At 71.3% G+C, this 24,686-nt stretch carries 23 protein-coding genes and 1 tRNA gene; 11 read left to right on the top strand and 13 right to left on the bottom strand.

Annotation, left to right across the window (positions count from 1 at the left end):
- Positions 1 to 62 precede the first annotated feature (62 nt).
- Together FXF65_RS31135 and FXF65_RS44855 are read left to right on the top strand one after the other, a co-directional pair.
- Complete coding sequence (locus FXF65_RS31135) at positions 63 to 1,397, top strand: serine/threonine-protein kinase (RefSeq protein WP_148353618.1); 1,335 nt, start codon at positions 63 to 65, stop codon at positions 1,395 to 1,397.
- Positions 1,398 to 1,475: 78 nt separating this feature from the next.
- Complete coding sequence (locus FXF65_RS44855; protein ID WP_222868813.1) at positions 1,476 to 3,215, top strand: serine/threonine-protein kinase; 1,740 nt, start codon at positions 1,476 to 1,478, stop codon at positions 3,213 to 3,215.
- Positions 3,216 to 3,231: 16 nt separating this feature from the next.
- On the opposite strand, the gene FXF65_RS31125 is transcribed toward FXF65_RS44855, so the two are convergent.
- Positions 3,232 to 4,179, bottom strand: coding sequence for an alpha/beta hydrolase (locus FXF65_RS31125; protein ID WP_246199241.1), 948 nt, complete (start codon positions 4,177 to 4,179; stop codon positions 3,232 to 3,234).
- 96 nt (positions 4,180 to 4,275) lie between these two features.
- On the opposite strand from FXF65_RS31125, the gene FXF65_RS44850 reads away from it, so the two are divergent.
- Entirely contained in the window at positions 4,276 to 5,964 is a 1,689-nt protein-coding gene (locus FXF65_RS44850; protein ID WP_222868811.1) for a serine/threonine-protein kinase, read from the top strand.
- Between the two features lie 18 nt (positions 5,965 to 5,982).
- Here FXF65_RS44850 and FXF65_RS31115 read toward each other — a convergent pair whose 3' ends face one another.
- From FXF65_RS31115 to FXF65_RS31095, 5 genes are all read right to left on the bottom strand, one after another.
- A complete protein-coding gene (locus FXF65_RS31115; RefSeq protein ID WP_148353617.1) occupies positions 5,983 to 6,624 on the bottom strand; it encodes a LysE family translocator in 642 nt (213 codons plus the stop codon).
- 102 nt (positions 6,625 to 6,726) lie between these two features.
- Positions 6,727 to 7,368 (bottom strand): DUF1444 domain-containing protein, encoded by a 642-nt coding sequence (locus tag FXF65_RS31110; RefSeq protein ID WP_148353616.1) that lies wholly within the window; start codon positions 7,366 to 7,368, stop codon positions 6,727 to 6,729.
- Positions 7,369 to 7,438: 70 nt separating this feature from the next.
- Entirely contained in the window at positions 7,439 to 8,941 is a 1,503-nt protein-coding gene (locus FXF65_RS31105) for a cobyric acid synthase (protein ID WP_148353615.1), read from the bottom strand.
- On the bottom strand, positions 8,938 to 9,834 hold the full coding sequence (locus FXF65_RS31100) for a cobalamin biosynthesis protein (RefSeq protein WP_246199240.1): 897 nt from the start codon (positions 9,832 to 9,834) through the stop codon (positions 8,938 to 8,940). The genes FXF65_RS31105 and FXF65_RS31100 overlap by 4 nt, the downstream gene beginning before the upstream one ends.
- On the bottom strand, positions 9,809 to 10,597 hold the full coding sequence (locus FXF65_RS31095) for a phosphotransferase (RefSeq protein ID WP_148353614.1): 789 nt from the start codon (positions 10,595 to 10,597) through the stop codon (positions 9,809 to 9,811). The genes FXF65_RS31100 and FXF65_RS31095 overlap by 26 nt, the downstream gene beginning before the upstream one ends.
- 125 nt (positions 10,598 to 10,722) lie before the next feature.
- On the opposite strand from FXF65_RS31095, the gene FXF65_RS31090 reads away from it, so the two are divergent.
- A tRNA-Arg gene (locus FXF65_RS31090) sits at positions 10,723 to 10,799 on the top strand.
- Positions 10,800 to 11,229: 430 nt separating this feature from the next.
- Here FXF65_RS31090 and FXF65_RS46315 read toward each other — a convergent pair.
- The 3 genes from FXF65_RS46315 to FXF65_RS31075 all read right to left on the bottom strand — a co-directional run bounded on the left by FXF65_RS46315 (position 11,230) and on the right by FXF65_RS31075 (position 12,168).
- Positions 11,230 to 11,517 carry a tyrosine-type recombinase/integrase gene (locus FXF65_RS46315; RefSeq protein ID WP_425458758.1) on the bottom strand — a complete coding sequence of 96 codons (288 nt, stop codon included), beginning with the start codon at positions 11,515 to 11,517 and terminating at the stop codon, positions 11,230 to 11,232.
- A 97-nt stretch (positions 11,518 to 11,614) separates the two neighbouring features.
- Positions 11,615 to 11,872 carry a hypothetical protein gene (locus FXF65_RS31080; protein WP_148353613.1) on the bottom strand — a complete coding sequence of 86 codons (258 nt, stop codon included), beginning with the start codon at positions 11,870 to 11,872 and terminating at the stop codon, positions 11,615 to 11,617.
- Positions 11,869 to 12,168 carry a DUF6247 family protein gene (locus tag FXF65_RS31075; protein WP_148353612.1) on the bottom strand — a complete coding sequence of 100 codons (300 nt, stop codon included), beginning with the start codon at positions 12,166 to 12,168 and terminating at the stop codon, positions 11,869 to 11,871. The genes FXF65_RS31080 and FXF65_RS31075 overlap by 4 nt, the downstream gene beginning before the upstream one ends.
- Positions 12,169 to 13,058: 890 nt before the next feature.
- Here FXF65_RS31075 and FXF65_RS31070 point away from each other — a divergent pair.
- Both FXF65_RS31070 and FXF65_RS31065 read left to right on the top strand, forming a co-directional pair.
- Positions 13,059 to 14,339, top strand: coding sequence for a GNAT family N-acetyltransferase (locus FXF65_RS31070; protein WP_148353611.1), 1,281 nt, complete (start codon positions 13,059 to 13,061; stop codon positions 14,337 to 14,339).
- Positions 14,340 to 14,412: 73 nt separating this feature from the next.
- The gene (locus FXF65_RS31065) at positions 14,413 to 15,036 is read left to right on the top strand and encodes a GNAT family N-acetyltransferase (RefSeq protein ID WP_148353610.1); all 624 of its coding nucleotides are present in this window, start codon (positions 14,413 to 14,415) and stop codon (positions 15,034 to 15,036) included.
- A 14-nt stretch (positions 15,037 to 15,050) separates the two neighbouring features.
- On the opposite strand, the gene FXF65_RS31060 is transcribed toward FXF65_RS31065, so the two are convergent.
- Positions 15,051 to 16,811, bottom strand: coding sequence for a TauD/TfdA family dioxygenase (locus FXF65_RS31060; RefSeq protein ID WP_187412593.1), 1,761 nt, complete (start codon positions 16,809 to 16,811; stop codon positions 15,051 to 15,053).
- Between the two features lie 128 nt (positions 16,812 to 16,939).
- On the opposite strand from FXF65_RS31060, the gene FXF65_RS31055 reads away from it, so the two are divergent.
- Genes FXF65_RS31055 through FXF65_RS31035 form a run of 5 tightly spaced genes read left to right on the top strand, consistent with a single transcriptional unit; the run spans position 16,940 to position 21,918 of the window.
- On the top strand, positions 16,940 to 17,464 hold the full coding sequence (locus FXF65_RS31055) for a GNAT family N-acetyltransferase (protein WP_148353608.1): 525 nt from the start codon (positions 16,940 to 16,942) through the stop codon (positions 17,462 to 17,464).
- Between the two features lie 51 nt (positions 17,465 to 17,515).
- Positions 17,516 to 18,814, top strand: a complete 1,299-nt coding sequence (locus tag FXF65_RS31050; protein WP_148353607.1) for a DegT/DnrJ/EryC1/StrS family aminotransferase — start codon at positions 17,516 to 17,518, stop codon at positions 18,812 to 18,814.
- 41 nt (positions 18,815 to 18,855) lie between these two features.
- Positions 18,856 to 20,139: an inositol-3-phosphate synthase gene (locus FXF65_RS31045; protein WP_148353606.1), complete on the top strand. Its 1,284-nt coding sequence runs from the start codon at positions 18,856 to 18,858 to the stop codon at positions 20,137 to 20,139.
- Positions 20,139 to 20,963, top strand: a complete 825-nt coding sequence (locus FXF65_RS31040) for an inositol monophosphatase family protein (protein WP_148353775.1) — start codon at positions 20,139 to 20,141, stop codon at positions 20,961 to 20,963. The genes FXF65_RS31045 and FXF65_RS31040 overlap by 1 nt, the downstream gene beginning before the upstream one ends.
- Entirely contained in the window at positions 20,956 to 21,918 is a 963-nt protein-coding gene (locus tag FXF65_RS31035) for a Gfo/Idh/MocA family protein (protein WP_148353605.1), read from the top strand. Before FXF65_RS31040 ends, FXF65_RS31035 begins: the two co-directional genes overlap by 8 nt.
- A gap of 47 nt (positions 21,919 to 21,965) precedes the next feature.
- Here the strand turns inward: FXF65_RS31035 and FXF65_RS31030 are convergent, their stop codons facing one another.
- Genes FXF65_RS31030 through FXF65_RS31020 form a run of 3 tightly spaced genes read right to left on the bottom strand, consistent with a single transcriptional unit; the run spans position 21,966 to position 24,565 of the window.
- Positions 21,966 to 22,784 carry an ABC transporter permease gene (locus FXF65_RS31030; RefSeq protein WP_148353604.1) on the bottom strand — a complete coding sequence of 273 codons (819 nt, stop codon included), beginning with the start codon at positions 22,782 to 22,784 and terminating at the stop codon, positions 21,966 to 21,968.
- A gap of 30 nt (positions 22,785 to 22,814) precedes the next feature.
- Complete coding sequence (locus tag FXF65_RS31025; protein ID WP_148353603.1) at positions 22,815 to 23,576, bottom strand: ABC transporter permease; 762 nt, start codon at positions 23,574 to 23,576, stop codon at positions 22,815 to 22,817.
- Positions 23,576 to 24,565 carry an ABC transporter ATP-binding protein gene (locus tag FXF65_RS31020; protein ID WP_246199238.1) on the bottom strand — a complete coding sequence of 330 codons (990 nt, stop codon included), beginning with the start codon at positions 24,563 to 24,565 and terminating at the stop codon, positions 23,576 to 23,578. Before FXF65_RS31020 ends, FXF65_RS31025 begins: the two co-directional genes overlap by 1 nt.
- Positions 24,566 to 24,686: the final 121 nt, after the last annotated feature.

Genomic DNA, 24,686 nt, shown 5'->3' with positions numbered 1-24,686 from the left:
CGGGGCGCGGCGGCTCCCTTAGGCTGGGCTCGAATATACGATCTCCGAGGAGCCCGCCCGCCATGACGACGTACGCCGCCGGACCGCTGGAGCAGGACGAACCCCGCGTCCTCGGCCCCTACCGCCTGCTCGGACGTCTGGGCAGGGGCGGCATGGGCACCGTGTACCTGGCCGCCGAGCCGGACGGGCGGCGCGTCGCGGTGAAGGTCGTGAACCGCGACCTCGCCGGGGAGTCCGCGTTCCTCGCCCGGTTCCGCCGCGAGGTGACGGCGGCGCGGCGCGTCCACCGGTTCTGCACCGCGCCCGTGATCGACGCCGCGCTCGACCAGGACCCGCCCTACATCGTCACCGAGTACATCGACGGGCCGAACCTGGAGACGGCCGTCGGCGACAAGGGCCCGCTGGGCGGCTCCGACCTGGAGGGCCTCGCGGTCGGCGTCGCCACCGCCCTCGCCGCCATCCACGGGGCCGGGATCGTCCACCGCGATCTCAAGCCCGCCAACGTGCTGCTGTCCTCCACCGGGCCCCGCGTGATCGACTTCGGCATCGCCCGCGCCCTCGACGCCGCCGACGGCCCGACCCGCACCGGCCAGTTCGTCGGGACGCCCGCCTACATCGCGCCCGAGGTACTGCGTGGCGAGACCGTCGAGCAGGCGTCGGACGTGTTCTCCTGGGGCTGCGTCGTCGCCTACGCGGGGACGGGGCAGCCCCCCTTCCAGGGCAGGACGGTCGCCGAGACGTTCCAGCGCATCGGCGGCGAGGAGCCGGACCTGTCCGGCCTCGACCCGCGGCTGCGCGAGATCGTCGCCGCCGCGCTGCACAAGGACCCGCGGCGCCGGCCGTCCGCGCGGCGGCTCCTCACCCGGCTCGTCGGCCAGGACGACCTGGAGCACACCACCGAGACGATCTCGCTGTCCTGGCGCGGGCCGGAGGCGAACGGCGGCGCCCCGGCGGCGGGCCCGTCCGGCGCCCGCCGCGCGACCGACGTGCCGCGGCCCCGGCCCGCCGCCGAACAGCCCGCGGCCGCCGCTCCGGTCGCGCCCGTGCCGAGCACGGCGTCCGCGTCCTCGTCCTCGGCGGAGGGCGAGTCGACGGTGGTCGTCGACCTGCCGTTCCCGGCGTCGTGGCAGGGGCCGCGCCGCTGGTTCAGCCTGCTCAGGGGGCTGCTCGTCGTCCCGCACCTGGTCGTGATGCTGGCCATGTACGCGCTGCTGGTGGTCGTGATGTCGCTGAGCTGGCTGGTCGTGCCGTTTACCAGGCGCTACCCGCGGGTGCTGTACCGGCTGGCGGTCGGCTGCCACCGCTGGTCCGGCCGCGTCATCGCCTACGCCTTCGGGCTCACCGGCGAGGTGCTGCCGCCGTTCCGGACCCTGCCGCGGGCGCGCCGAACGTCCTGAGCACTTCGAGCGTCCGAATTACCGAGGCCCGCTAGGGTTCTCCGGAAGACTCCCCGATTCCCCCAGTTCAGGAACGCGATGACCACGCACGCAGGAGAGAACGGCGAGGCCCTGCGCCCCGAGGACCCCACGGAACTCGGCCCCTACCGGCTCGTCGGCCGGCTCGGCCGCGGCGGCATGGGAACGGTCTACCTCGGCACGGACCGCGCCGGCCGCCGCGTCGCCGTCAAGGTGATCAACCGGGAGCTGGCCGGGGAGGCCGCGTTCCGGGACCGGTTCCGCCGGGAGGTGACCGCCGCGCGGCAGGTCCGCCGGTTCTGCACCGCGCCGGTCATGGACGCCGAACTCGACCACGACCCGCTGTACGTCGTCACCGAGTACATCGAGGGCCCGAGCCTGGAGCGCGCGGTCGCCGAGCGCGGCCCGCTGCCCGGCTCCGACCTGGAGGGCCTCGCGGTCGGCGTCGCCACCGCCCTCGCCGCCATCCACGGCGCCGGGATCGTCCACCGCGACCTCAAGCCCGCCAACGTGCTGCTGTCCTCCACCGGACCCCGCGTCATCGACTTCGGCATCGCCCGCGCCCTCGACGCCGCCGACGGCCCGACCCGCACCGGCCAGTTCGTCGGCACCCCGAACTACCTGCCGCCCGAACTGCTGCGCGGCGAGCAGGTGACCCCCGCGTCGGACGTGTTCTCGTGGGGCTGCGTCGTCGCCTACGCCGGGACGGGCAGCGCGCCGTTCGCGGGCAACACCGTCCCGGAGATCTTCTACAAGGTCGCGCACGAGGAGCCGAAGCTCGACGGCCTCGACGCCGACCTGCGCGACGTCGTCGCCGCCGCGCTCGACAAGGACCCGCGGAGCAGGCCGTCCGTCCAGGACCTGCTGGCCAGGCTGGTCGGCAACGGGCAGACCGACCCGGCGACGCTCGCGGAGACCGTCCAGGCGGGCTGGCACGACCCGGGGCGCGGCGGGCTGGGGAACGGGCTGCCGAGCGACCCGACCGTCCAGGCTCGGACGGGCAGCCCAGGTCAGGCGGGGTTCCAGCAGGCGGCGTTCCAGCAGCCCACGGCGATGCTCGGCGCGGACGTCACGCGCGGCGATCAGCGCGCGGCGGCGGGGCGGTCGTTCCCTCGCCGCCCGCTGATCATCGCGGGGGCGGGCGTCGCCGTCCTCGCCGTGCTGGCCGCCGTCGGGTTCACCGTGCTGGGCTCCGGCGGCCCGCCGGACAAACTCGCCACCGTGTTCAGTGACGACTTCTCCAACAAGGACTCCGGCTGGGGCTCCTACGCGGGCGAGAACAACTACCAGAACGGCAGGTACCGGATCCTGACCGACAGCACGCACGCGAGCGTGCTGGAGGACGTCCCGAAGGACGAGTTCGCCCCCGACCCGATGCTCGCCACCGTGACGGTCTCCGTGGTGCAGGGCCCGGACGACGCCGCCTACGGCCTGAGCTGCCGGTCCGCCAACGACGACAAGGACAAGTACGTCTTCGTCGTCCGCAACGACGGGAAGGGCGCGGCGCTCCGCAAGTACAACGGCGACAAGGGCAGCAAGGAACTGGACGCGCCCGACTCCGTCCCCGGGTTCGCCAAGGGCGAGCCGAACAAGGTGCAGATCGCGTGCGAGAGCGGCGACGGCGGCAAGTCGGTCCGGCTGCGGCTCTGGGTGAACGGCGAGCGGGTCATCGACGCGAAGGACGACGACCAGCCGCTCGGCAACGGCAAGGCCGGGCTGCGGGTCGAGCGGGGCGGCAACCCGGCCCAGCAGATCACCGCCGAGTTCGACGACTTCGACCTGTCCAAGATCCTCTCTTAGCCGGGCCCGGCCCGTTTCAGGCCGGGAGGTAGCCGTTCGTCCAGCGGGTCAGTTCGGCGAACACCTGCGAGCGCGCGGGCTCCGCCGACAGGACCAGGTCGTGCAGGCCGCCCTCGATCCGGACGAGCGTCACGTGCCGTCCGATCCGCGGCGCCCAGCGCGCCATGTGCTCGACGTCCAGGACCGCGTCGGCGCCGGTCACGTCCAGGACCTTCCGGGTCGGACGGACGCTCCGCCTCGACGCCATCACCAGCACCGGGACGTCGACGTCCAGGCCGCGGTGCAGCCGGAGCTGGCCCCGGCGCACGGCCGCCAGCCACGCCGCCCGCACCGGGAACCCGGCGATCGGCTTCCAGCCCAGGTCGAACTCCCATTCGCCCTCGTGGTCGCGGTGGAGGCTGCGCGGATACCGCTCGGACACGCTCGCCGGGAGCTTCGCCTTCGGGAACCGGGGCCGCAGCGCCCGCGCGAGGCCCGCGCCGAGCTTGCGCATGACGAGCGGCTCGGCGATGTCCAGGAACGGGCTGTTGAGGACGACCCCGTCCACCAGCCCCTTGCCCCGAGCGTGGTCGGCCCACAGCGCGGCGATCAGACCGCCGGTGGAGTGGCCGTTGAGGAGGAGCGCGTCGTGGCCGTCCACGTCCCGGACGATCCGCACCGCCTCGTCGATCTCCGGGAAGTAGTCCGCCAGGCTCTCGACGTAGTTCGGGGTCTGGTGCGGGCGCAGCGACCGCCCGTATTTGCGCAGGTCGAGCGCGTAGAAGTCGAATCCGAGGTCGAGGTAGAAGTCGGCCAGGTGCTTCTGGAAGAAGTAGTCGACGAACCCGTGCAGGTACAGCACCGCACGGCGCGCCGGGACGTCCCGGCGGCGTCGTACCAGCGTCGCCACGACCTCGCCCTCGGCGTCCTCGCCCATCGGCAGCTCGATCGCCTCGTAGCCGGGGCCGAGCACATCCGCCGTCACGTCCACGCTTCCTCCCGCAGAGATTTGCGAACAATGCCCTTTATCGCGGCGTCAAACGAACAACACCAGTGTCCTTCGCCTCCCGGGAGTCGAGCCATGCAGGGTCCCCTTCGCGACCGCGACCCGCGGCGGCTCGGTCCGTACCGCCTCACCGCCCGGCTCGGACGCGGCGGGATGGGCACCGTCTTCCTCGGCGCGGACGGCGCGGACCGGCAGGTCGCCGTCAAGGTCATCAACGCGGAGCTGGCCGACGACGAGGCGTTCCACGAGCGGTTCCGGCGCGAGGTGACGGCCGCGCGGCAGGTCCGGCCGTTCTGCACGGCCGCCGTGCTGGACGCGCGGCTCGACGGCGAGCCGCTGTACGTGGTGACCGAGTACGTCGCCGGGCCGTCGCTGGAGGAGGCCGTCAAGGCGGGCGGGCCGCTGCGCGGCGGCGACCTGGAGTCCTTCGCGGTCAACATCGCGACCGCGCTGAGCGCGATCCACGGGGCGGGGATCGTCCACCGCGACCTCAAGCCCGCGAACGTGCTGCTGTCGTCCACCGGGCCGCGCGTGATCGACTTCGGCATCGCCCGCGCGCTCGACTCGACCGACGGGCCGACCCGCACCGGGCAGTTCATCGGCACGCCCGCCTACCTCGCGCCCGAGCTGATGCACGGCCGGGAGGTCACCCCGGCGGCGGACGTGTTCTCCTGGGGCTGCGTCGTCGCCTACGCGGGCACCGGCCGCGTCCCGTTCGGCGGCGGCGCCCTCCCGGAGATCATCCATCGGGTGACCAGCGCCGATCCTGATCTGGAGGGGCTCGATCCGGCCGTCCGCGCCGTCGTCGCCCGGTCGCTCGCCAAGGACCCGGCCGCACGCCCGGCGGTCAAGCAGTTGATCAGCGCCCTGACCGGCGAGAACGACCCACTCGTGCCCCTCGCCGCGCCGGAGTCGCCACCGCCCGCCGCGCGGTTCGCGGCGCCGTCCGCAGTGGGGCCCGCGGTGGAGCCGACGCTGCCGGGCGGAGGCGTGCCGCGGACGCGGGCGGCGTCGGCGCCCGCGCGGCTGGCGCGCTCCCCGCAGCGGCTCGGCCTGCTCGCCGTCACCGTCGCCGCCGCCGTGGTGCTGTCCGTCATGGCGCTCATGCCGGACCGGATGTCGTCCGGCGACGGCGCGGCGGAGGGCGCGCAGGCGCCGGCCAGCTCGGCGCTGTCCGACGCCGAGCCGCCGAAGCGCGACGAGAAGGTCTTCGAGGACGACTTCGACGACGCGGGCTCCGGCTGGAAGGCGACCGCCGGCGCCCGCTACCTCGACCGCGAGTACGTGCTGAGCGGCGCGGCGCCGACGGGCGGGACGACGGCGGGAGGCGGGGCGACCGCCGACGCGCCCGTCCCGGTCGTGCCCCGGTCGCAGCTCATCGAGGTGAAGATCGAGTCGATCGGGGCGGACGGCGAGGCCGGGGTCTTCTGCCACGGGCGGCGCGGCTTCGCGTTCCTGCTCAGCGCGAGCGGGCACGCGCGGATCGCCGCCTTCGGCTCCACCGGGACGCTGACGGACATCGCGGCCAACCCCGCCGTCGAGGTCCGCGACAAGCGCAACCGCGTCCAGGCCGCGTGCGTCGTCCAGGACGGGCACCTGTCGCTCGGCATGTGGGTGAACGGGAAGGCCGCGGTCAACGCCACCCGGCCGCTGCCCGCGGGCTCGGGCAAGCCGGGGTCGAGCGGCCTGCTCGTCAGCCGCCCGGACGGCACCTCCGGCCGTCCCGAGGCGACGTTCGACGACTTCTCGCTCTGCTCGGTCTGACCCGCGTTCCGGCGCGGGTCAGTCCTTGCGGCCGGTGGCCGCGACGGTGACGCCGAGCCCGATCATCATCAGCCCGCCGGTGCCGCCGATCGCGGCGAGGCGGCGGGGCGAGCGGGCGAACCACTCCCGGGCCGTCCCGGCGACGAGGCCCCAGACGCTGTCGCTGAGCAGCGCGATCACCGCGAAGACCAGCCCGAACACGATCATCTGGAGCGCGACGTGCCCGTGCTCCCGGACGACGAACTGCGGCAGCACGGCCGCGAAGAACACGGTCGTCTTCGGGTTGGTCAGGCCCACCAGGAAGCCCTGCCCCAGGGCGCGGAGGTCGCCGCCCTGGGTCCGGTCGTCCGCGCCGATCGCCTCCTGGAGCGAGCGGCGGCGCCGGATCGCCTGCACCCCGAGGTACACGATGTAGACCGCGCCGACGATCTTGAGCGCGGTGAACACGAGCGCGGAACGCTCCACGATCGAGCCGACGCCGACCGCGACGGCGACCGTCAGCACCAGCGCGGCGAGCACCCCGCCGACGACCCCGGCGAGCGCCGTGCGGCGGCCGTGGGCGAGCGCGCGGCCGACGACGAACAGCACGGACGGCCCCGGAATGATGATGATCGCGAAGGCCATCGCGGAGAAGGCCAGCATCTGGTCCATCGACACCATGGGCCGCACACTACGCACCGGATTCGCCGCAATCCCACCGGATTTTCGTGATCGCTCCGGATTGCGACATAGCCCACTTAGGCGGGCGAACCGGGGCTCGGGTTACGGGAGGACGTCCCAGCTCCCGGCGCGGCGGACCAGCAGGTCGTGGGCGAGGAGGGTGCCCGCGGGCACGTCCCAGGCGGGGTCGGCGTCCTCGCCGCGGTCGGCCGTCCAGACGCGGGCGACGGTGCGGCGGAGCCGGTCGACGCCGTCCGGGTGGCCGGTACCGGACGCGATGAACATGTCCCGCGCGGGGACGGCGACGACGAGGTCGCCCTCGACGTCCTGGGCGAGCTTCTCCATGAAGCCCTCGTCCAGCAGGAGGCCGGATTCCAGCGTGCCGCGCCCGCGCTGCGGCTGGCCGGTCCCGCCGCCGAGGGTGACCGTCACGGCGCGCACCTCGGGATCCCAGCTCAGGCCGAGGTCGGGGCGCAGGTCGCGCAGGTTGGCCACCGCGTTGCGGCGCAGCTCCTCGGGCGGCACGCCGAGCTCGGCGCAGTGCCGCCGCGCGACGTGCTCGTGCCGCCGTCCGGACGGGACGCCCTCGTCGGCGACCTCCACCGCGTAGGTGACGTAGAGCCCGGCGGCGAACGGGTCGCGGACCGGCTCCTCGTCCGGGGGCAGCGGGAACTCCAACTGGACCTCGGCCGGGACGCGCGCCTTCATCAACGGGACGATCAGCTTGGACCGCGGCTCGGTCACGGGACGCTCCTCCTGACGCCTGCCTGTTGCTCGCCTGTTGCTCGACATTTGCGGCCGGTTCTCGAATGGATCACCCTACCGGTCGGGGCGGCCCGGCCGGTGGGACGACGGGCAGGCCGTCCGGCGCGCCTTCCCGGATGATCCGCCAGACGGCGTCGACGTCCAGATTCTCTTCGACGAGGTCGCCGAGCGCGTCGAGGGTCGCCTCCCGGATGGCCGCGAACGACACATCGGACGCGGGCGTGAAATGGCGACCGCTTTCCTGAGCCACATCATGGAGGAAGGCACGGCGGAAACCGTCGTTCTCCATTGCGCCGTGCCAGGTCGTGCCCCAGACCGCGCCTTTCCGGCATCCGTCGAGGAACGGCTCTCCGCGCGCGGTCACGACGCCGTGGTGAATCTCGTAGGCGTGGACGTCCTCACCGTAGGCGCTCCCGCGCGGTCGGCCGAGGATCTTCTCTTCCCCGAATTCGACTTCGGCGGGGAGGAGGCCGAGGCCGTCGATTCGTCCGGCTCCCGACTCGACGTGGTCGACGATTTTCTCCGCGAGCATCTGGTAGCCGCCGCAGATGCCGAGTACGGGACGTCCTTCGCGGGCGCGCCTCGCGATCTCGTCCGCCATTCCGCGTTCGCGGAGCCAGGCGAGGTCGCTCACGGTGGCCCGCGTCCCCGGCAGGACGACCAGATCGGCCTCCGCCAGATCCCCCACACTGGCCGCGTACCGGACGACGACTCCCGGCTCGCAGCCAAGGGCGTCCAGGTCGGTGAAATTGGATATCCGCGGAAACCGAACGACCGCGATGCGCAGCGTCTCCCGCCCGACCGGGCCTCTCGCGTCGGGACGCGGCGCGTCCAACGCGAGGGTGTCCTCGGAGTCGAGATAGAGGCCGAGCTTCCAGGGCAGCACGCCGAGTGTCGGACGTCCAGTGAGCGCATTGAGCTGGTCGAGGCCCGGTTCGAGCAGTTCGCGTGCGCCGCGGAACTTGTTGATGACGAATCCCGCGATGAGCGCCTGGTCCTCGGGTTCGAGAAGGGCGACCGTCCCGAACAGCGACGCGAAGACGCCGCCCCGGTCGATGTCACCGACCACGATCACGGGAAGGCCCGCGTCACGGGCGAGGCCCATGTTCACGATGTCGCCCGCGCGCAGATTGATCTCGGCCGGGCTTCCCGCGCCTTCACAGATCACGACGTCGTATTCGGCACGGAGTTCCGCGAGGCTGTCCCGGACGACGCCCCTCAGCCATTCCTTGTGCTCCCCATAGGCGAGCGCGTCGACCTCCGCCACCGGACGTCCGAGCACGACGACCTGGCTGCGCCGATCGCTGCCCGGCTTGAGCAGCACCGGATTCATGGCCGCCTTCGGCTCGACCATCGCCGCCTGCGCCTGCATGTACTGCGCGCGCCCTATCTCCGCGCCGTCGCTCGTCACCATCGAATTGAGCGACATGTTCTGGGCCTTGAACGGCGCGACCTTCACTCCCCTGCGCGCCAGCCACCGGCACAGCCCCGCCGTGACGACGCTCTTGCCCGCGTCGGACGTCGTCCCCGCGACCAGCAGCCCCGCGGTCACCGCAGGGCCCAGACGATGGCCGCCGTCGCGAACGTCACCACCGCGGAAAGCTCAACGGCCCGCCTGATATCGCGCACTTCGGGGGCCCGGCCGTCTCCCATTTCAGGACGCCGCTCAGCGCGCCCCCCATATTCGTTCTCTCCACCCAGCCGAACTCCGAGCGCCCCGGCGAAGGCGGCCTCGCACCGTCCGGCATTGGGACTCGGATGCTTCCCACCGTCCCGCCGAAAGACTCGCCAAGCCTCGCGTCCCGAGCAAAGCGAGACCAGCGCCCCAGTCGCGCGTGCCGGAACCCAGTTGGCGACATCGTCGAGTTTCGCGGCGGCCCACCCGAAACGCTCGTACCGCGGATTCCGGTAGCCCACCATCGCGTCCAGCGTATTGACGGCCCGGTACATCAGCAGCCCCGGAATGCCGCCGACCGCACCCCACACCAGCGGGGCGACGGCCGCGTCGCTCGTGTTCTCCGCCACCGACTCGACGACCGCCCGGGCCAGTTCTTTCGCGTCCAGCCCCTCGGGGTCGCGGGCGCACAAATGGGAAAGCCGCCCACGAGCCGCGTCAACGTCTCCGCGCTCCAGCATTCGGGCCATGATGAGCCCCTCGCGCCCCAATGACGTCCCACCGAGAACGCCCCACGTACACGCCGCCGTCACCAGGACATTCCCACGCCCCACCCGCTGCAAGCCGACGCCGACGACCCCCGCGCCACCCACCAACAGCCCGGCGAAAACGGCGCCGCGCCACCGGGAGTCCCCGTAAAGAGACTTTTCCGCCATTGACGCGACCCGCCCGAATCCGGCGACGGGATGCCACCTCTTCGGATCGCCGAGCAGCGCGTCCAGCGCCACCCCGAGCACAAGCCCCTCAGCAGAGACGCGCATCGAGTTCATCCCAGTTCCGCTCAAGCCAATCCTGCGCCCGCCGTATCCGCTGCCCGGCGACCGGCCACATCCGCGCCCAGCCGCCACCGCCCCGCGCCCGGTTCCGCATCGCCCGATAGGACCTCTCGAACCTCACCCGCGCCGCCGGAAGCACTTCCCGCCGCCGTTCCCGCTCGAGCCCGTAGGCGTCGCAGAAAAGCCGCAGCCTGCGCCCGACGTCGGCGCGGTACAACAACGCGTCCCGATCGGCCGGATCGGCGATGGGCCCCCAATGCCGCAGCGCCGTGACAACATCGAACAGCCGGGTGGTCGGCCGCGCCAGATCAAAATCAATCAACGCCGCCGGAACCCCGTCCCGGAACACGACGTTCTCGAATGTGACATCGCAATGCCCGATGACCTCGAACTCCCCGTCGAGATTCGAGGTCTCCCCGTCCCACGGCGCGCCGTCCGGCGCCTCATACGACGCCACGGCCTCGTGGTAACCCCTCAACAACCGCCCGACGCCGCGCAGCGCGTCCTCCGAAACCGCGTACCCGGGCAGCGGCCTGCGCGGCGCCTCCCCCGGCACCCAGCTCAGAACCTCGCGCCCGCGCTCGTCCACGCCCAGCACCCGCGGGGCCCCGTCGAACCCCACCGACTCCAGATGCCGCAACAACCCGTGCACGGCCGGACTGTGCGCCCGCAACGGCCTGCGCACCGTCTCCCCGACCCGCACCACACCCTCCGAAACACCCCCCTCGGAGAGCGGCACCTCAAAGTTCACCGCCACAGCACCCCAAGATAAGCCTCCGAACCCACCACCCACGCCCGTTCACCCGTGGTAGTGGCGTTATAGATGTGGAGCCGGAGGACCCGCCCCCTTACACTGTGTCCCGGCGTCCCGCCGGGCGCCGAGCGCCCGTAGCTCAGCTGGATAGAGCATCGGACTTCTAATCCGACGGTCGCGGGTTCGAATCCTGCCGGGCGCGCCACCCCTGACCTGCAGTCTTACCACCGCCAAGATCCCAGATCTTGCCCGATATGTCCCCCCGTCTGCTCGATGTCTGCTCGGCTGTCGCAAACCTGTCGCCGAACCCGCCTCCAACCCCGCTTGATCACCAGTTCCGAGGACCCCTGGCAACGCGCCGACGGACCCGCGACAACCACGGCCTGACCGGGGCTGGACGTCTCTAGGCCGACCAATTGAGTTGAGACGGCGCACCGGTGTCCGCGTCCAGTCCGGGGCTCGGATGCGGACACGGCGCGAAGAATCCGACGGTCAACCTCCGCCGGTCATCGCCTTGCCACCTCCGCCAGGCGGGCGATACGTCCCAGTGTCGCCGTTTCGGTGCGTTCGGCCTCGGCCCGGCCGTTGAGGATGGCGGCCGGCGGCCGGCATCTTCGGCCGACGGGCGGGCCAGGTCAGGCAGAACGCCGGTGCAGGTGTCGAAGGCGATCCGTGATCGACGACAACCCCAGCGTCTCCTGCACGACTTTCAGATCCCGCCCAGCGCGCAACAGGATGGTCGCCGCGCCTTGCCGCAGATCATGCAACCGGACAGGCGGAAGACCGGCCTGCATCGCCAGCAGCATGAACTGCCCAGGCATCACTGCTCGCCTTGCCTGCCGGGCTGGTGATCGCCGCCCGGCTTGGCAGATCCCCGCCGCAGCGTGCCTCCTGAGCCTGATCCCGCACGCGGACCTCCGCACCCCGAACACTCACCTCCATCGCGTGGGCCGGAGGTGGCCGAAAGCGAACTCGGGACCATCCCGCGTGCGCGGGGAGCACAGAACGGCCGCTACGCCGCTAGCCCGTCCAGAGGATGTCGATGATGCGGAGCGTCTCGGATTCCTCGTCCACCAGGAGCGTCAGCATGCCTTCGCTGTTGGAGCCGAAGAAGGCGTGCCGGATTGCTGTTTGCTCTGGCCGTTCCGGTACCGCGTCCCATGGGGCTTCCAGGAGCTGGAGGAGGCGTTCGAGGAGTGGGCCGTTGCGGACGTCTTCGGGAAGGCCGTTGAGTTCGTAGAGTGCGCGTCCGTGGAAGCCGTCGAAGCGGTAGGTCACACCCGGCCTTCCCAGCCCGGCGGGGTGTAGCGCACGAAGGTCTCTTCACGGCCCTGTAGGGCGTCCCGGACAGCTTCGTCGTAGCCGGGACGGGCGTAGGCGATGGCCCGCAGCCGCCACTGCCGCAGCAAGGTCTGAACCTGCTTGAAGCGCGCCAGGTCGTGAGCCGCGTCGAGCGCCTCGTCATACTCGGCCCGGAACTGGTCACGATGCGACGGTGGGAGCGCATCGAAGATCGCGGCCGGGTCCTCACCAGGATCACGCGGCGCGGTCGGTTCCTCGGGCTGGGCGGTCATGGTGTCCAATCTACCTGTGGGGCACGCCGAGGCAGGGCCCACGACGGCAGGACGCGGCCACGAGCAAGATCCGGAGAATGCGCGGAATGATCTTGCTTCCGGCGGGTGGACGCTCGGGAGTGCGCGCAGGTCGGTGAGGCTGCCGACCAGCCGGAGCGCTTCGGACTTTCAATCCGCAGGTGGCGGGTTCCCACGCAACCCAGCACCCCTGACCAGGGCAAAGTGAGTACGTCCGGTATGTCCCCCGCCGGGGATGTCCCAGTTTCTCCGGATGGCTGCTCGATGGCTGCTCGGCGACGGGTTCCGGGCTCCTCGCGGGTCGGGCACGGTCGGTCCCCGGAGTTGCGGGACCAACGACAGTCGATCACGGGATCGATAAGACTTCCGCAGATCCGCCCACTGGGTGAGGCGGACATTCGACGATGTGCTATCGGAGGCATCGTGGTGGTCGCAGACATGCCTCCGAACAACATCACGCGATCTCAGAAACGCGATCCCCCTGGCTGCAGAGAAGAAATGCACCTCGATCTGGCAGGCGGCGGGCTTACACTGCCTCGGCTGGGCGACCCGGTGCACCTCGCCGAGGCCACACGTCTCTGCGCGAGTGCCTCGCCATACGGCACCGAGGCCTCGCCCTGCCGGAACTCTCGGTGGTTGCACACGGCTGCAAGGCTTCTGAGCGATTGGCTCACCCAACTGAGACCGGCCGTGACCGACCAAGCAGAGCAGGCTAGCGCGACGGGCCTGCACAACCCGGGCCTGTTCGTCGCCCAGGCCTTGGCCGCAGGAGTGCGGGAGGAGATCCCGCTACTCGCCCTGCCCGCCGCGCTCATGACCGACGCCCGGCTTGGCAGATCCTCACCGCGGTATGCCACCTGCGGTGATCCCACATGCCTCCCTCGGTGACCGGTCTTGACCTCTGCGCAGTGTTCGCCGGGGCGGCTGGTGGATGTACTTCGGGTCGCCCTGGCTATGGCTGTAGCCGTGGTGTACCGCGGGCGGTCAGTGTGGCGGGCATGGGAGGCCAGCGTTCCGATGGCGGCCCGGCCACCGAGCGAAGCGATTGGCGGCCGTGCTCCGAGTCAGCGGACGTATGCGCGCCACGTGTTCGCGTGGTCGGTGGAATTGGCGAGGTCGAGGCGGAGTGTTGGAATGCGCTGGCCGGGGCCGACGACTTTTACATGTCTCACGAGTGGTTAGCTTCCATTGAGCGTGATCGTGTCGCTAGGGCCCGGTACGTGCTGGCGCTGGCAGGTGATCGGCTGATAGGCGCCTTGCCGATTTATCGATTGCTGTATGAGGGCGGCACGTTTTATCAGAATCAGCGCTTCCGGACGCTGTTGGGCATTGAAGGCGACCATTTGGTCGCGGGCTCCCGGTTGTGCAATCGCGGTGGTGTGCTCTTGGCCGACGATCTGCGAGCGGACGTGGGTGAGCAGACGGTCCGGGTGCTGCTGCAGGCCGCGCTGGCGGTGGCCGAGGGCGAGGGCCTGCACGGAATAGTCTTGCCCTATCTGCCGGCCGCGCAGGTGCAGCGAATCCGGCGAGCGGCGTGGGTCGTCGCCGCGCGGGACGACGCCGAGGCGATCGTCAGCGGCGCGAGCGTGGGCGTGGACGCCTATGTCGAGCGGCTGCCGAAGAAGCGGCGGTACTACGCGCGCCAGGAGCGCGACCGGTATGCGAAGGCCGGTTGGCGTTCCGGCGTCGAGCCGCTGGCGGGCTGTGTCCCGGAGGTCGCGCGTCTGGTGAGCGAGGTGAACCGGCGACACGGCGACACGGTGCCCGACTTCCTGCTGCGGCGGATCTTCCGCTGGGAGGCCAGGGCGGTCGGCCCTCGTGCCGTGGTGCTCACCTGCCGGGACGAGCGCGGCGCGCTGGTCGCCTGCGCCGTCGACTTCGTGTGGCGCGACATGCTCTACCTGCATGCCGTCGGGCTCGATCACGAGCGGCTGCGGGACTCGTTCGAGTACTTCAACCTCATGATCTACCGGGCGATCGAGTATGCGTCCGAGCACGGTCTGGACAGGCTGCACCTGGGGCTGGTGACGCGTGCGAAGACACTGCGGGGCGCGGTGGCGAACCCGCTGTGGACGGCGGCCGTCTTGTGCGGAACGGCCGGTCGCGCCCCGGGGGTTCGGTTCGTCGACGGCTCGGCCGACACCGGGATGTAGGGCCCGACGGTTCTGGCGCCGCGGGCGTCCCGCGGCGATCCTGGTGGTGCAGAGCCGGAGTGGAGGGGACGAGATGAAGGCCGAACCGCTGTCGCTCACCACCAGGGAGCTGACGACGCAGACGTGGCCGGACTTCGAGACGCTGTTCTCTCAGGGCAACGGCTGGGACTTCTGCTGGTGCACGGCCTTCCAGCGCGACAAGCCGCTGCCGGGGTCTCTGCACCGCACCCGGGCCGAGCGCAGCGTCGTGAACCATCGACACAAGCGGGAGCTGGTGTGCCAGGGCCGGTCCCACGGTGTGCTCGTCTACGACGGCGGGGCCCCAATCGGATGGTGCCAGTACGGCCGGAAGGACGAGCTTCCGCTGATGGACGGCCGCCGCGGCAGGTTCGCCAAGCCGCCGCTGGACGGCGTGCCCGCCGAGGACTGGCGTGTCACCTGCTTCGTCGTCGCCAAGAAGTACCGGCGGCGCGGTGTCGCGGCGACCGCGCTGCGCGCCGTGCTCGCCGCGATCGGCGACGCCGGAGGCGGGCTGGTCGAGGGCTATCCCCTCGATCTCGCGACGAAGGACCGGTGGGGCCCTGGGACCTGGTCCGACTACGGCCATTTCGGCACGGTGTCGATGTTCGAGGCGGAGGGATTCACGCGGGTCGGGATGCTCCGCCCCACTAACGCGATCATGCACAAGGACGTCTGAGGGCGGCCCTCGGCTCAGAACGCGAACGTCGTCTCGACGGTCCGCCCGCCGCCCGCCCGCTCGGCCGCGGACGCGGCGAGGTCGCGCGTCACGCACATGCGCTGGAGCCAGCGGTCCTGTCCGTCGTATCGGGCGGTGAACTCCGAGCGCGCATGCACGGCACGGCGGTTGTCGATCACCAGCAGGTCACCGGTGGACAGCCGGACCCAGCGTCTGACCTGGTTGGCCGCGGTCCGCAGGGCCTGCACCGCGGCCTCGGCCTCCTCGGTGAGGCCGACCATCAGGTCGAGGTCGAAGTTCAGGAAGGGATCGTGCGGGTCGCCGTACAGGATGGGCACCGCCGGCCCGTTTCCTTCCGTGGCGTTCGGGCTGCCGAACGAGTAGTCGATCCCGGGACGGTACAGCGGCTCGAAGAGAATGGCGCGCTCGCAAAGCGTCAACCGGGAGAGAATCATGCGGATGCCAGCGGTGATGGTCTTCGCCTCGTTGTCGTGATCGGGTCGCAGGCACAGCAGGAGAAGGTAGTCGGGCGGGTAGGGGTGAAAGCCCATTTCGGTGTGGAAGCCGAGCAGGATAGAGGAGCTTTCAGAGGATATCTTGTTGGCGTTCTCGGGTGTCGGGACGACGTTCTGGAACAGGGAACCGGACTGTTCCTGCAGATAGGTGAACGGTGATCCGAGCGCTGAAGCGAAGGCCGCCAGCCACAGTTCGCTGAGCCAACGCTTGCGGTGCGGACGTGCATGCGGATCCGCAGGAGTCGGCGGCAGGGACGCCCCCAGAGGCAGGCCGGAGACGAGGAGAATCCCGTAGTCGTTGGACCGTTCGCGGAATGTGCTGACCGTGTGCCTGATCGACCTGGGAAGTTCATGGAAACACAGTTCGGCCGCTGCGATGAAGGCGTCGTCGTCCTCATGGGAGTTTGGTAGCTCCGTAGCGGTGATCGGGTCCAGTTCCGCGTGGAGTGCCGAGGCGTCGATGGCGTGCGGGCCGGACGCGCGCGCCAGACAGGGTTCGGGATCGAAGGAACGTGTGGCGAATGCCTGGCCGCGGACCTTTTCGGCATGCCGCTCGCCGACCGACGCATCGACCTGTCCGGTGGCCAGCCATGAGATCGCGTTCAGTAGGAACAGCAGGTTGTCGCGGCGTCCCAGGAACGGAAGCGTGAACATGTCGGCATTGCTGACGACGACGATCCGGCCTTCGCCCCGGGTGGCCGCACCGGCGACGGTGTGCCCGGCGTGGCTGAGCAATGCGGTCATGTCCGCTTTGATCGGACGGGCCCGGTGAAGGTGGACGGTGTCGATTCCGCCCGTGATCGGGTGGCCTGGAACGGCGGCGCAGGTGACGTCGTAGGTCAGCAGATGCTCGGCGGTTGGACGCTGCTGGGAGACGAAGATGTCTCCAAAGGAGAAACGGGCCACCGCCGAGGTCAGTGACTCGCCTGGTCGCGTTGGAGGACGATCGCCGTCGCCGAAGGCGAGGATTCCGCCTCCTCCGTCGAGGAAATTCGCGAGCAATTCGGACTCCTCTGCTGTCACCGGCCGGTCGGCTTCGCGGCCGCCGGTGGGCATGAGAAGTACGTCGGTTCGAGCGAGCGTCTCCGCCGTCCATGGCCGGTCGATGATCTGCGTGCGCTCGGCGAAACCGTCGAAGATCTCGGGTAGGTGCGCGACGTAGCCCAGTTCGGTGTACTCGCGAGTGGAATGTCCGCCGGTTCTCCGTTTCGGATCGGCGGACCATACCCTAGAATGCGAGAGGTCCAGTGCAACGCGCATCGTCGTGATCGACCTTTCTGCTGCGGTTCCATTGGAGCTCCGCGCCCACGGAGATTTCCGATCGTAAGCAGATGCCATACACCACCCGTACAGACAGGGTGGACTCGCGCGGGAAGGACGCCGAGACGATGCCTCTTTTTCCGGGCTGGCGATCGCTGGCCCGAAGTCTCGTGCCCGACGACTTCGACGTGCCGACCGAGTGGCGCACACCCGTGTTCCGCTTGGAGGCGCTGAGCGAACGGCACAACGAGGGCGACCGCGAGGCTTGGATGTCCAACATCCCCTTCGTTCAGGCCACCGCGGGTTTCGCCGGCACGACATGGCCCCCGTCCGAGGGCATGTCGCTGGAGGAGAACATGCAGTCGGTGCGCCGCCACATCCGGCATTTCGCCGCCCGAGTCGGTTTCACCTACGCCGTGATGCAGTCCGGAAGCGACGACGTCATTGGCTGCGTCTACCTCTACCCCGCGGCCGACGACGAGCACGACTGTGAGGTCCGCACGTGGGTGCGTGCCGATCTGGCCGTCCTGGACGCACCGGTCCACCATGCGGTCACCGAATGGGTCGAGACGGCATGGCCGTTCCAGGCGGTGCTGTCACATCCCCGGCCGCGACACCAGGGCGTGACGCCTGGCCGGGACGCCTGGGCGTGACCGTAGGCCGCATGTAGGGGGCGCGTATGTGCGCTGTCCAGTCTCTGAGCCATGACGCAACCGCCTCGCGTGTCCGGTGCCCGCCGGTCCCGGCCTCTGCCGGAACTGGCCGTCAACGGCGGCACGCCGGTGCGCTCGCCGCGACGGCGCTGGCCGGAGTGGCCCGTCCCGGCGCCAAACGCCGACCGCAATCTGCGCGAGGTTCTGAGTGCCGGCCGCTGGGCGATCAGCGGCCCGCAGGGACCGGAGTTGTTCGAGCGCCGGTTCGGCCGAGCCTTCGCCGCCTACACCGGCTCCCGGTATTGCGTTCCGGTCGACCACGGTTCCAGCGCGCTGGTGATCGCGCTGGAGTCGCTGCGGCTGGACCACGGCGACGTCGTTCTGGTGCCCGCCCTGACCTGGATCGCCTCGGCGTCGGCGGCGCTGCGCGCCGGGCTGCTGCCGCTGCTGGTGGACGTCGACCCGGCCACCGGCTGCATGACGGCCGAGCATCTGGACACCGATGTCCCGGCACGCGCGGCCGTCGTGGTGCACTGGGCGAACGTCATGGCGGACGTGCCCGCGCTGGTGAAGGCCGCCGCCGCACGCGACATGGTCGTGATCGAGGACGCCGCGCAGGCGCACGGCGGCCGGTGGGAGGGGCGCGGCGCCGGCTCGATGGGCCGCCTGGGCTGCTTCAGCTTCCAGGACCGCAAGGTGCTGACCGGTGGTGAGGGCGGCGCCGTCGTCACCGACGACGGCGCCCTCGCGGTCGCGCTGGAGGAACTGCGCGCCGACTCGCGCAGCTACCGCCCAGAACCCGCCGGGCCGGACGAATTGGAACTCGCGGAGACGGCCGGCATCCATGGCGCGAACTTCTGCATGAGCGAGTTCAACGCCGCCGTCCTGTGCGCGCAGATCGAGGTCCTGGAGGAGGAGCACGACCGGCGTGAACGCAACTTCCGCCTGCTGGCGGGCCTGCTGGCCAGCATCGACGGAGTGCGGTTGCTGACTCCTGCGCCCGAGCAGACACGCTTGGCGATCTACGAGGCGACCTTCATCTTCGATGAACTGCCCCCGGGCGTGACCAACCAGGACATCGCGACTGCGCTGTCCGCCGAGCTCGGACGCGGCTTCTACCTCACCGACACGCCCCTGCACCGAAGCCCGCTGCTGCGGCCGTGGACCAAGCCGACGCTCAAGCCGCTCGCCGACCGGTTCGCCGACCTGCACCGAGGACGCCGGTACCCGGTGACCGATCACATCGCGACCCACTGCGTGCAGACGCACCACAGCGCTCTCCTGGGCGACGCCACGGACATGAACGACATCGCCGAGGCGATCGACAAGGTCACCCGGGCCATCGGCTGACGGACCGCGTCGGCGATGAACCTTCCACAGTGAGGTGCAGCATGACCATCCGCGCTTCCAGCCCTGGTCCGGCGGCAGTCCCGCTCACGGGGCCGCCCGACGTCCAAGCGTCCGAGACCCGGTCCGCCCAGCCGACCGGGAGGCCGCACGACACCGGCGACGCCGAACTCGTCGGCGTGTGGCTGCACGGGGCCCGCGGCTCGGTGGCGACGACCGCCATCACCGGACTGCTCGGCCTGCGCGAGAACCTCCTGCCGCCCATCGGGTGCGTGACCGAGCGTCCGCCGTTCGACGAGGTGCGCTTGCCGGTGTGGTCGCGGATGGTCGTGGGCGGGCACGACATCACCGGCGACCCGATCGACAAGCGCGCCGAGGCCCTTGTCGCGAGCGGCGTCGTCCCGCACGCGATCTACCGGGCGGTCCGGCCCGGTTTCGGCGAGGTCGAGGCCGAACTGCGTCCTGGATACGACCCGGCGGTCCAGCGCGGCCCGCAGCGGGAGGCCGTCGAGCGGATGGCCGCCGACATCGAGGACTTCCGGGCCCGCCACGGACTCGACCGGGTCGTCGTGATCAACGTGGCCTCCACCGAGCCGCCCACGCCGCCGTCGCCGCAGACCGCGGATCTGGCCGCGTTGGACGAGGCGCTCGGCGACGCGTCCCAGCGCGTGCTCCGCCCGAGTTCGGTGGCGGCCCTGGCCGCGTTCCGGTCCGGCTCCGGGTTCGTCGACTTCACACCGTCGACCGGGGCGCGGCTCCCGGCGCTGGCCCAGGCCGCGCGAGAGCACGGCGTGCCCTACGCCGGGTCGGACGGCAAGACCGGAGAGACCCTGCTGCGCAGCGTCCTCGCGCCCATGTTCGCCTCGCGGGCCCTGCACGTGCTGTCGTGGACGGGGACCAATCTGCTCGGCGGCGGCGACGGCGCGACACTCGCCGACACCGAGACCGCCCACAGCAAGCTGCGCTCCAAGTCGGGCGTCCTGCCGTCGGTCCTCGGCGAGGACGTGACCGCGCCGCTGCACATCGATTACGTGCCCGACCTGGGCGATCACAAGACCGCGTGGGACCACGTCTCCTTCGAGGGCTTCCTCGGCGTCCGGATGACGATGCAGCTGATCTGGCAGGGCGTGGACTCCGCCCTGGCCGCCCCGCTGGTCCTCGATCTAGCCCGGCTCGTCGCCGCCGCGCACGCCGCCGGGCACGTCGGCCCCGTCCGCGAACTCGCCTACTTCTTCAAGGACCCGATCGACCAGGACGTGCACGCCTTCGCCCGCCAGGACCTGCTGCTGGCCCGGTGGGCCGAGTCCCTGCCGCGGCGGTCCGGCTGATGCTTCCCAGCCGCCGACGCTCCTCGCCCAGGAGGGCCGGGGCGCCCCGCGATGGGCTGGCCGGGCTGGCGTTCACCGCCGCCCACGCCGGCGGGCGACAGGTTCTGCGCCTGCTCGGCGACGCCGGGACGCGGGCACGGGTCGACGCTGCCGACGAGCACGCCCGCGATCCGGTGACGGCCGCCGACCTGGCCAGCGACGAAGCGATCCGGACGGTCATCGGGCGGCGCCGCCCGGACGACGCCTGGCTCACCGAGGAGTCCGGTGCCCGTCCCGGGACCTCGGGGCTGCGCTGGGTCGTCGATCCGCTGGACGGAACCGTCAACGTCACCCGCGGCATCCTGCGTTTCGCGGTCAGCGTCGCCGTGGAGTCCGAATCAGACGGAGCCGTCCTGGCGGCCGCCGTGGTCCAGCCCGCCTCCGGGGAGTGGCTCGTCCTGGATGACGGGACAGTGAAGGCGAGCTCCGGCCAGGCGCCGGGCGTCAGCGCCCGCGAGCCGGGCAGGGCGCTGGTGGCGTTCGCCGTGCCGAGCCCGCCCGCCGCCCGGCGGGCCGCCTACACCGGTCTCGCCGCCGTCGCCCCGCGGGTCCAGGACCTGCGCAACTTCGGCTCGACTGTCTGCGACCTGGCCGCCGTGGCGACCGGACGCCTCGACGGATTCCTCAGCGTCGACGCGAAGCCGTGGGACCTCGCGGCGGGCGTGGCACTGGTCGAGGCGGCGGGCGGGACGAGCCGCCGCTGGCACCGCTCCGACGGACTCTGCTTCCTGGCCGTCGGCGGCGCGGCCGTCGTGGACGCGCTGCACAGGTGGACCGATGAGTGACCTCCCGGTCCCCTTCCGGCTCGCACTGGTGGGCGCGGGACGGATGGGCCGCCAGCATCTGGCGGCTCTGGCCACCAGCCGGACCGTCGAGATCACCGACATCGTCGAGCCCGAGCCCGCGACACGCCGCGCGCTGCCGGGCGACGGCCGACGGGTCCATGCGAGCCTTTCCGACCTGCTGGCCCACCGGCTCCCCGACGGCATCGTGGTGGCCGCGCCGACCGACGAGCACGCCGGGCTGACCAGGACGGCCGTGGCCGCCGGAGTGCCCGTGCTGTGCGAGAAGCCCGCCGGACGCTCAGCGCGCGAGGTGGACGAACTGGCCGCCTTCGCGGCGGCGCACCGCGTCCCGGTGCAGGTCGGCTACTGGCGCCGCCACCTGCCGGTGCTCGCCGCGCTGCGCGAGCGGATGCGGACCGCCGCGCTGGGCTCGATCTACCTGGTCACCGCCGCGCAGTGGGACGGTGAGCCACCGGCGGCGGTGTTCCGCGCCACCAGCGGCGGGATCCACCTCGACATGGGCGTCCACGAGTTCGACCAGATCCGCTGGCTCACCGGCGAAGAGGTGGTGGACGTCCACGCCGCGGTCGCCGGCCACGTCGAGGACCCGGCGGCGGCGACCGCCGGAGACGTGGACGGCGCGGTCGTCACCCTGCGGCTGTCGGGTGGGACTCTCGGCACGGTCAGCCTCGGCCGCTACTTTCCCGGAGGCGACATGGTGCGGGCGGAGGTCTTCGGCTCGCGCGGGTACGAGCGCCATGACCTGCTCGATCCCGTGGATCCCGGTCGCGTGTTCCACGACGCGCTCCGCCGACAGGCCGATGCCTTCGCAGACCTCGTCCGGACCGGGCGCCGCTCGGGCGCGTCCCTGCTCGACGCGGCCCGCGCGGTGGAGATCGCCGAGAGGGCGGCCGCCGCAGCGCGCACCGCCAGGCCCCTGACCGCCAACCGATAGCCCCCGCACCAGCGACCCTTCATCCAGTCCGCGTATCCAATCCACGCTCAGACGCGGAACTTGCGCATCAGCCTGCGCGAGGCCAGGACCAGGCTGCCCACCATGAGCGCCAGCAGGTAGGCGGCGTTGCCCAGCAGGCTCCATCCGATCTGGTCGAGCGCGATGCCGCGCACCAACTCCACCGCGTGGTAGAGCGGAGTGAGCTCGACCAGCACCTGAGCGGCCCGCGGATAGTCCGCGACGGGCACGAACGTCCCGGAGAACAGGAACAGGGCCGTCTGCACGATGCTGATGTAGTCGTAGTCCTCGAAGACGCGCATGATCGTGGCGATCACCAGGCCCACACCGCCGAAGGCGAACCCGACCAGCAGCGCCGCGGGAACCGTCGCCAGCGCCGACCAGGGGCCGATCAACCCCATCCCGGCCATCATCGCCAAGAACGCGCCGCTGTAGAGACCGCCGCGCACCATGGCCCAGGCCAGCTCGCCGAACGCGATGTCGACGGGCGTCACCGGCGTGTTGAGCACCGCGTCGTAGAACCGCATCCCGGTGATCTTGACGAAGAAGTTCACGCCGGACTCGATGATCGAGCCGTTCATCGCCGCCGCCGCCAGCAGCGCCGGACCGACGTAGGTCAGGTACGGGACCGTCCGCCCGCCGCCCACCGCCACGTCGCCGACCAGGTCGCCGACACCCCATCCGATGGCCAGCAGGTAGAACACCGGCTCGGCGAAGCCCGACAGCAGCAGCCACCAGTAGCCGCCGCCCGAGCGCATCAGCGCCAGGTTCTGCTCGGTCACCGCCGCCGCCCGGTGCAGGCGGAGCTGCTCTCCTCCGACGGCGCGCGCCGCGACGGCCACCAGCATCGGTCTCTCCTTCCCGCCGACCGTCGCCGGCTAGGTCGCCAGCCGCTTGACGAACCGCGGATGGGCCAGCGCGAGGCCGCCCGCGAACCACGCCGCCAGCACGCCGACGTGCGCGGCCACCGGCCATGCGGTGCCGGTTCCGAGGGCCGCCGCGCGGCACAGCTCCACGCCGTGCCAGAGCGGCAGCGGGTAGGCCACCAGCGAGAGGGGCTCGCGCAACTGGTCGACCGGGAAGTAGGCGCCGCTGAAGAACGTCATGACCATGGTGGCGAACCGCATGACCGTCATCAGGTACGGGCCGGTCACCGAGGCCGAATAGGCGAACATGGGCGCGGCGACCGACAGCCCTACCAGTGCCGCCACCAGCGGCGTCAGCACCGCCCATGCCGAGCCGACCGCCCCGAAAGGCACCATGACCACCAGGAACGCGGCCGACGCGGCGGCCACCCGCAGCGCGATGTAGAGCAGGTGGCCGGCGAGGATGTCGGCGACGCGGACCGGCGTGGCGGCCATCCCGTGGTAGACCTTGTCCCAGGTCATGTAGGACTGGACGGGGAAGCCCGACTCGGTGATCGCGACCTGCATCCCGGTGAACGCCAGCATCCCTCCGGCGATGTAGTGCAGGTACGGCACCGGCAGCGCGTCGCCCCTGTCGACGTACTCCCCCACCGCCGCGCCGACGCCCACGAACAGCAGCACCGGCATCGCGAACGAGCTGAACAGCGTGCTGCGCCACATCCGGCGATAGCTGACCAGGTGGTACTCCAGCACCGCGACCGAGGGGTGGGCCATCAGTCCTCCACCAGGGTGCGGCCGGTCAGGCGCAGGAAGACGTCCTCCAGGCCGGCCCGGCGGACCAGCACACCCGACGGCGCCAGGTCGCGCCCGTACAGGACGGGAGCCACCGTGTCGCCGTCCGCGGCATAGAGCAGGATCCGGTCCGGGAGCACTTCGAGGCGGTCGCCGATGCCCTCCAGCTTGTCCGCGTACGGCTCCAGGGCGTCGTCGCCGAACCTCAACTCGACCACGTCCTTGGTGCAGTACCGCTCGATCAGCGACGGCGGCGATCCCTCGGCGACGATCTTCCCAGCGTCCATGATCACCAGCCGGTCGCAGAGCTGCTCGGCCTCGTCCATGTAGTGCGTGGTCACCACGAGCGTGACGCCGCGCCGCTTGAGCCGGAACAGCCGGTCCCACACCAGGTGCCTGGCCTGCGGGTCGAGGCCGGTGGTGGGCTCGTCCAGCAGGATGACGTCGGGATCGTTCACCAGCGCGCGGGCGATGGCCAGCCGCCGTTTCATGCCGCCCGACAGCGTGGACACCTTGCTGCCCGCCCGCTCGCCGAGCTGCACGAAGTCCAGCAGCTCCGCCGCCCGCCTGCGGGCGTCCCGGCGGGAGATCCCGAAATAGCGGGCGTAGGTCGTCAGGTTGTCGCCGGTGGTCAGCTCCGGGTCCAGGTGGTCGTCCTGCGGGCAGACGCCGAACCGGGCGCGGATCGCCGCGCCGTCGCGCAGCGGGTCCATGCCCAGGACGGTCAGCTCCCCGCCGCTCGGCGGCGACACGCAGCCGATCATGCGCATCGTGGACGTCTTGCCCGCGCCGTTCGGACCGAGGAACCCGAACGCCTCGCCGGCGTGCACCGCGACGTCGACACCGTCGACGGCGATCCGGTCGCCGAACCGCTTGACCAGGCCGCGGGCGTCGATGAGCGGAGTGTCGGAGCTCGGGCGGGCCGGTGACACCGGTACCGTCTGCTCGGCTGGTCCAGGGCGCGCGGTCACACCGGCAAGCCTGCACGCCTTTGATACAGACGCAGTACACGCAGCTCCGCCGGGCGCGTCCGTTGCGAGACGAACCGCGCAGAGCACGCCTCACTTACGCCCCGTACGGCCCCTGTACCAG

The organism is Actinomadura syzygii (genome assembly GCF_008085905.1).
Classification (GTDB): Bacteria; Actinomycetota; Actinomycetes; order Streptosporangiales; family Streptosporangiaceae; genus Spirillospora; species Spirillospora syzygii.
The sequence above is the reverse complement of the archived record's forward strand: the minus strand, read 5'-3'. Positions and strand labels throughout refer to the sequence as shown.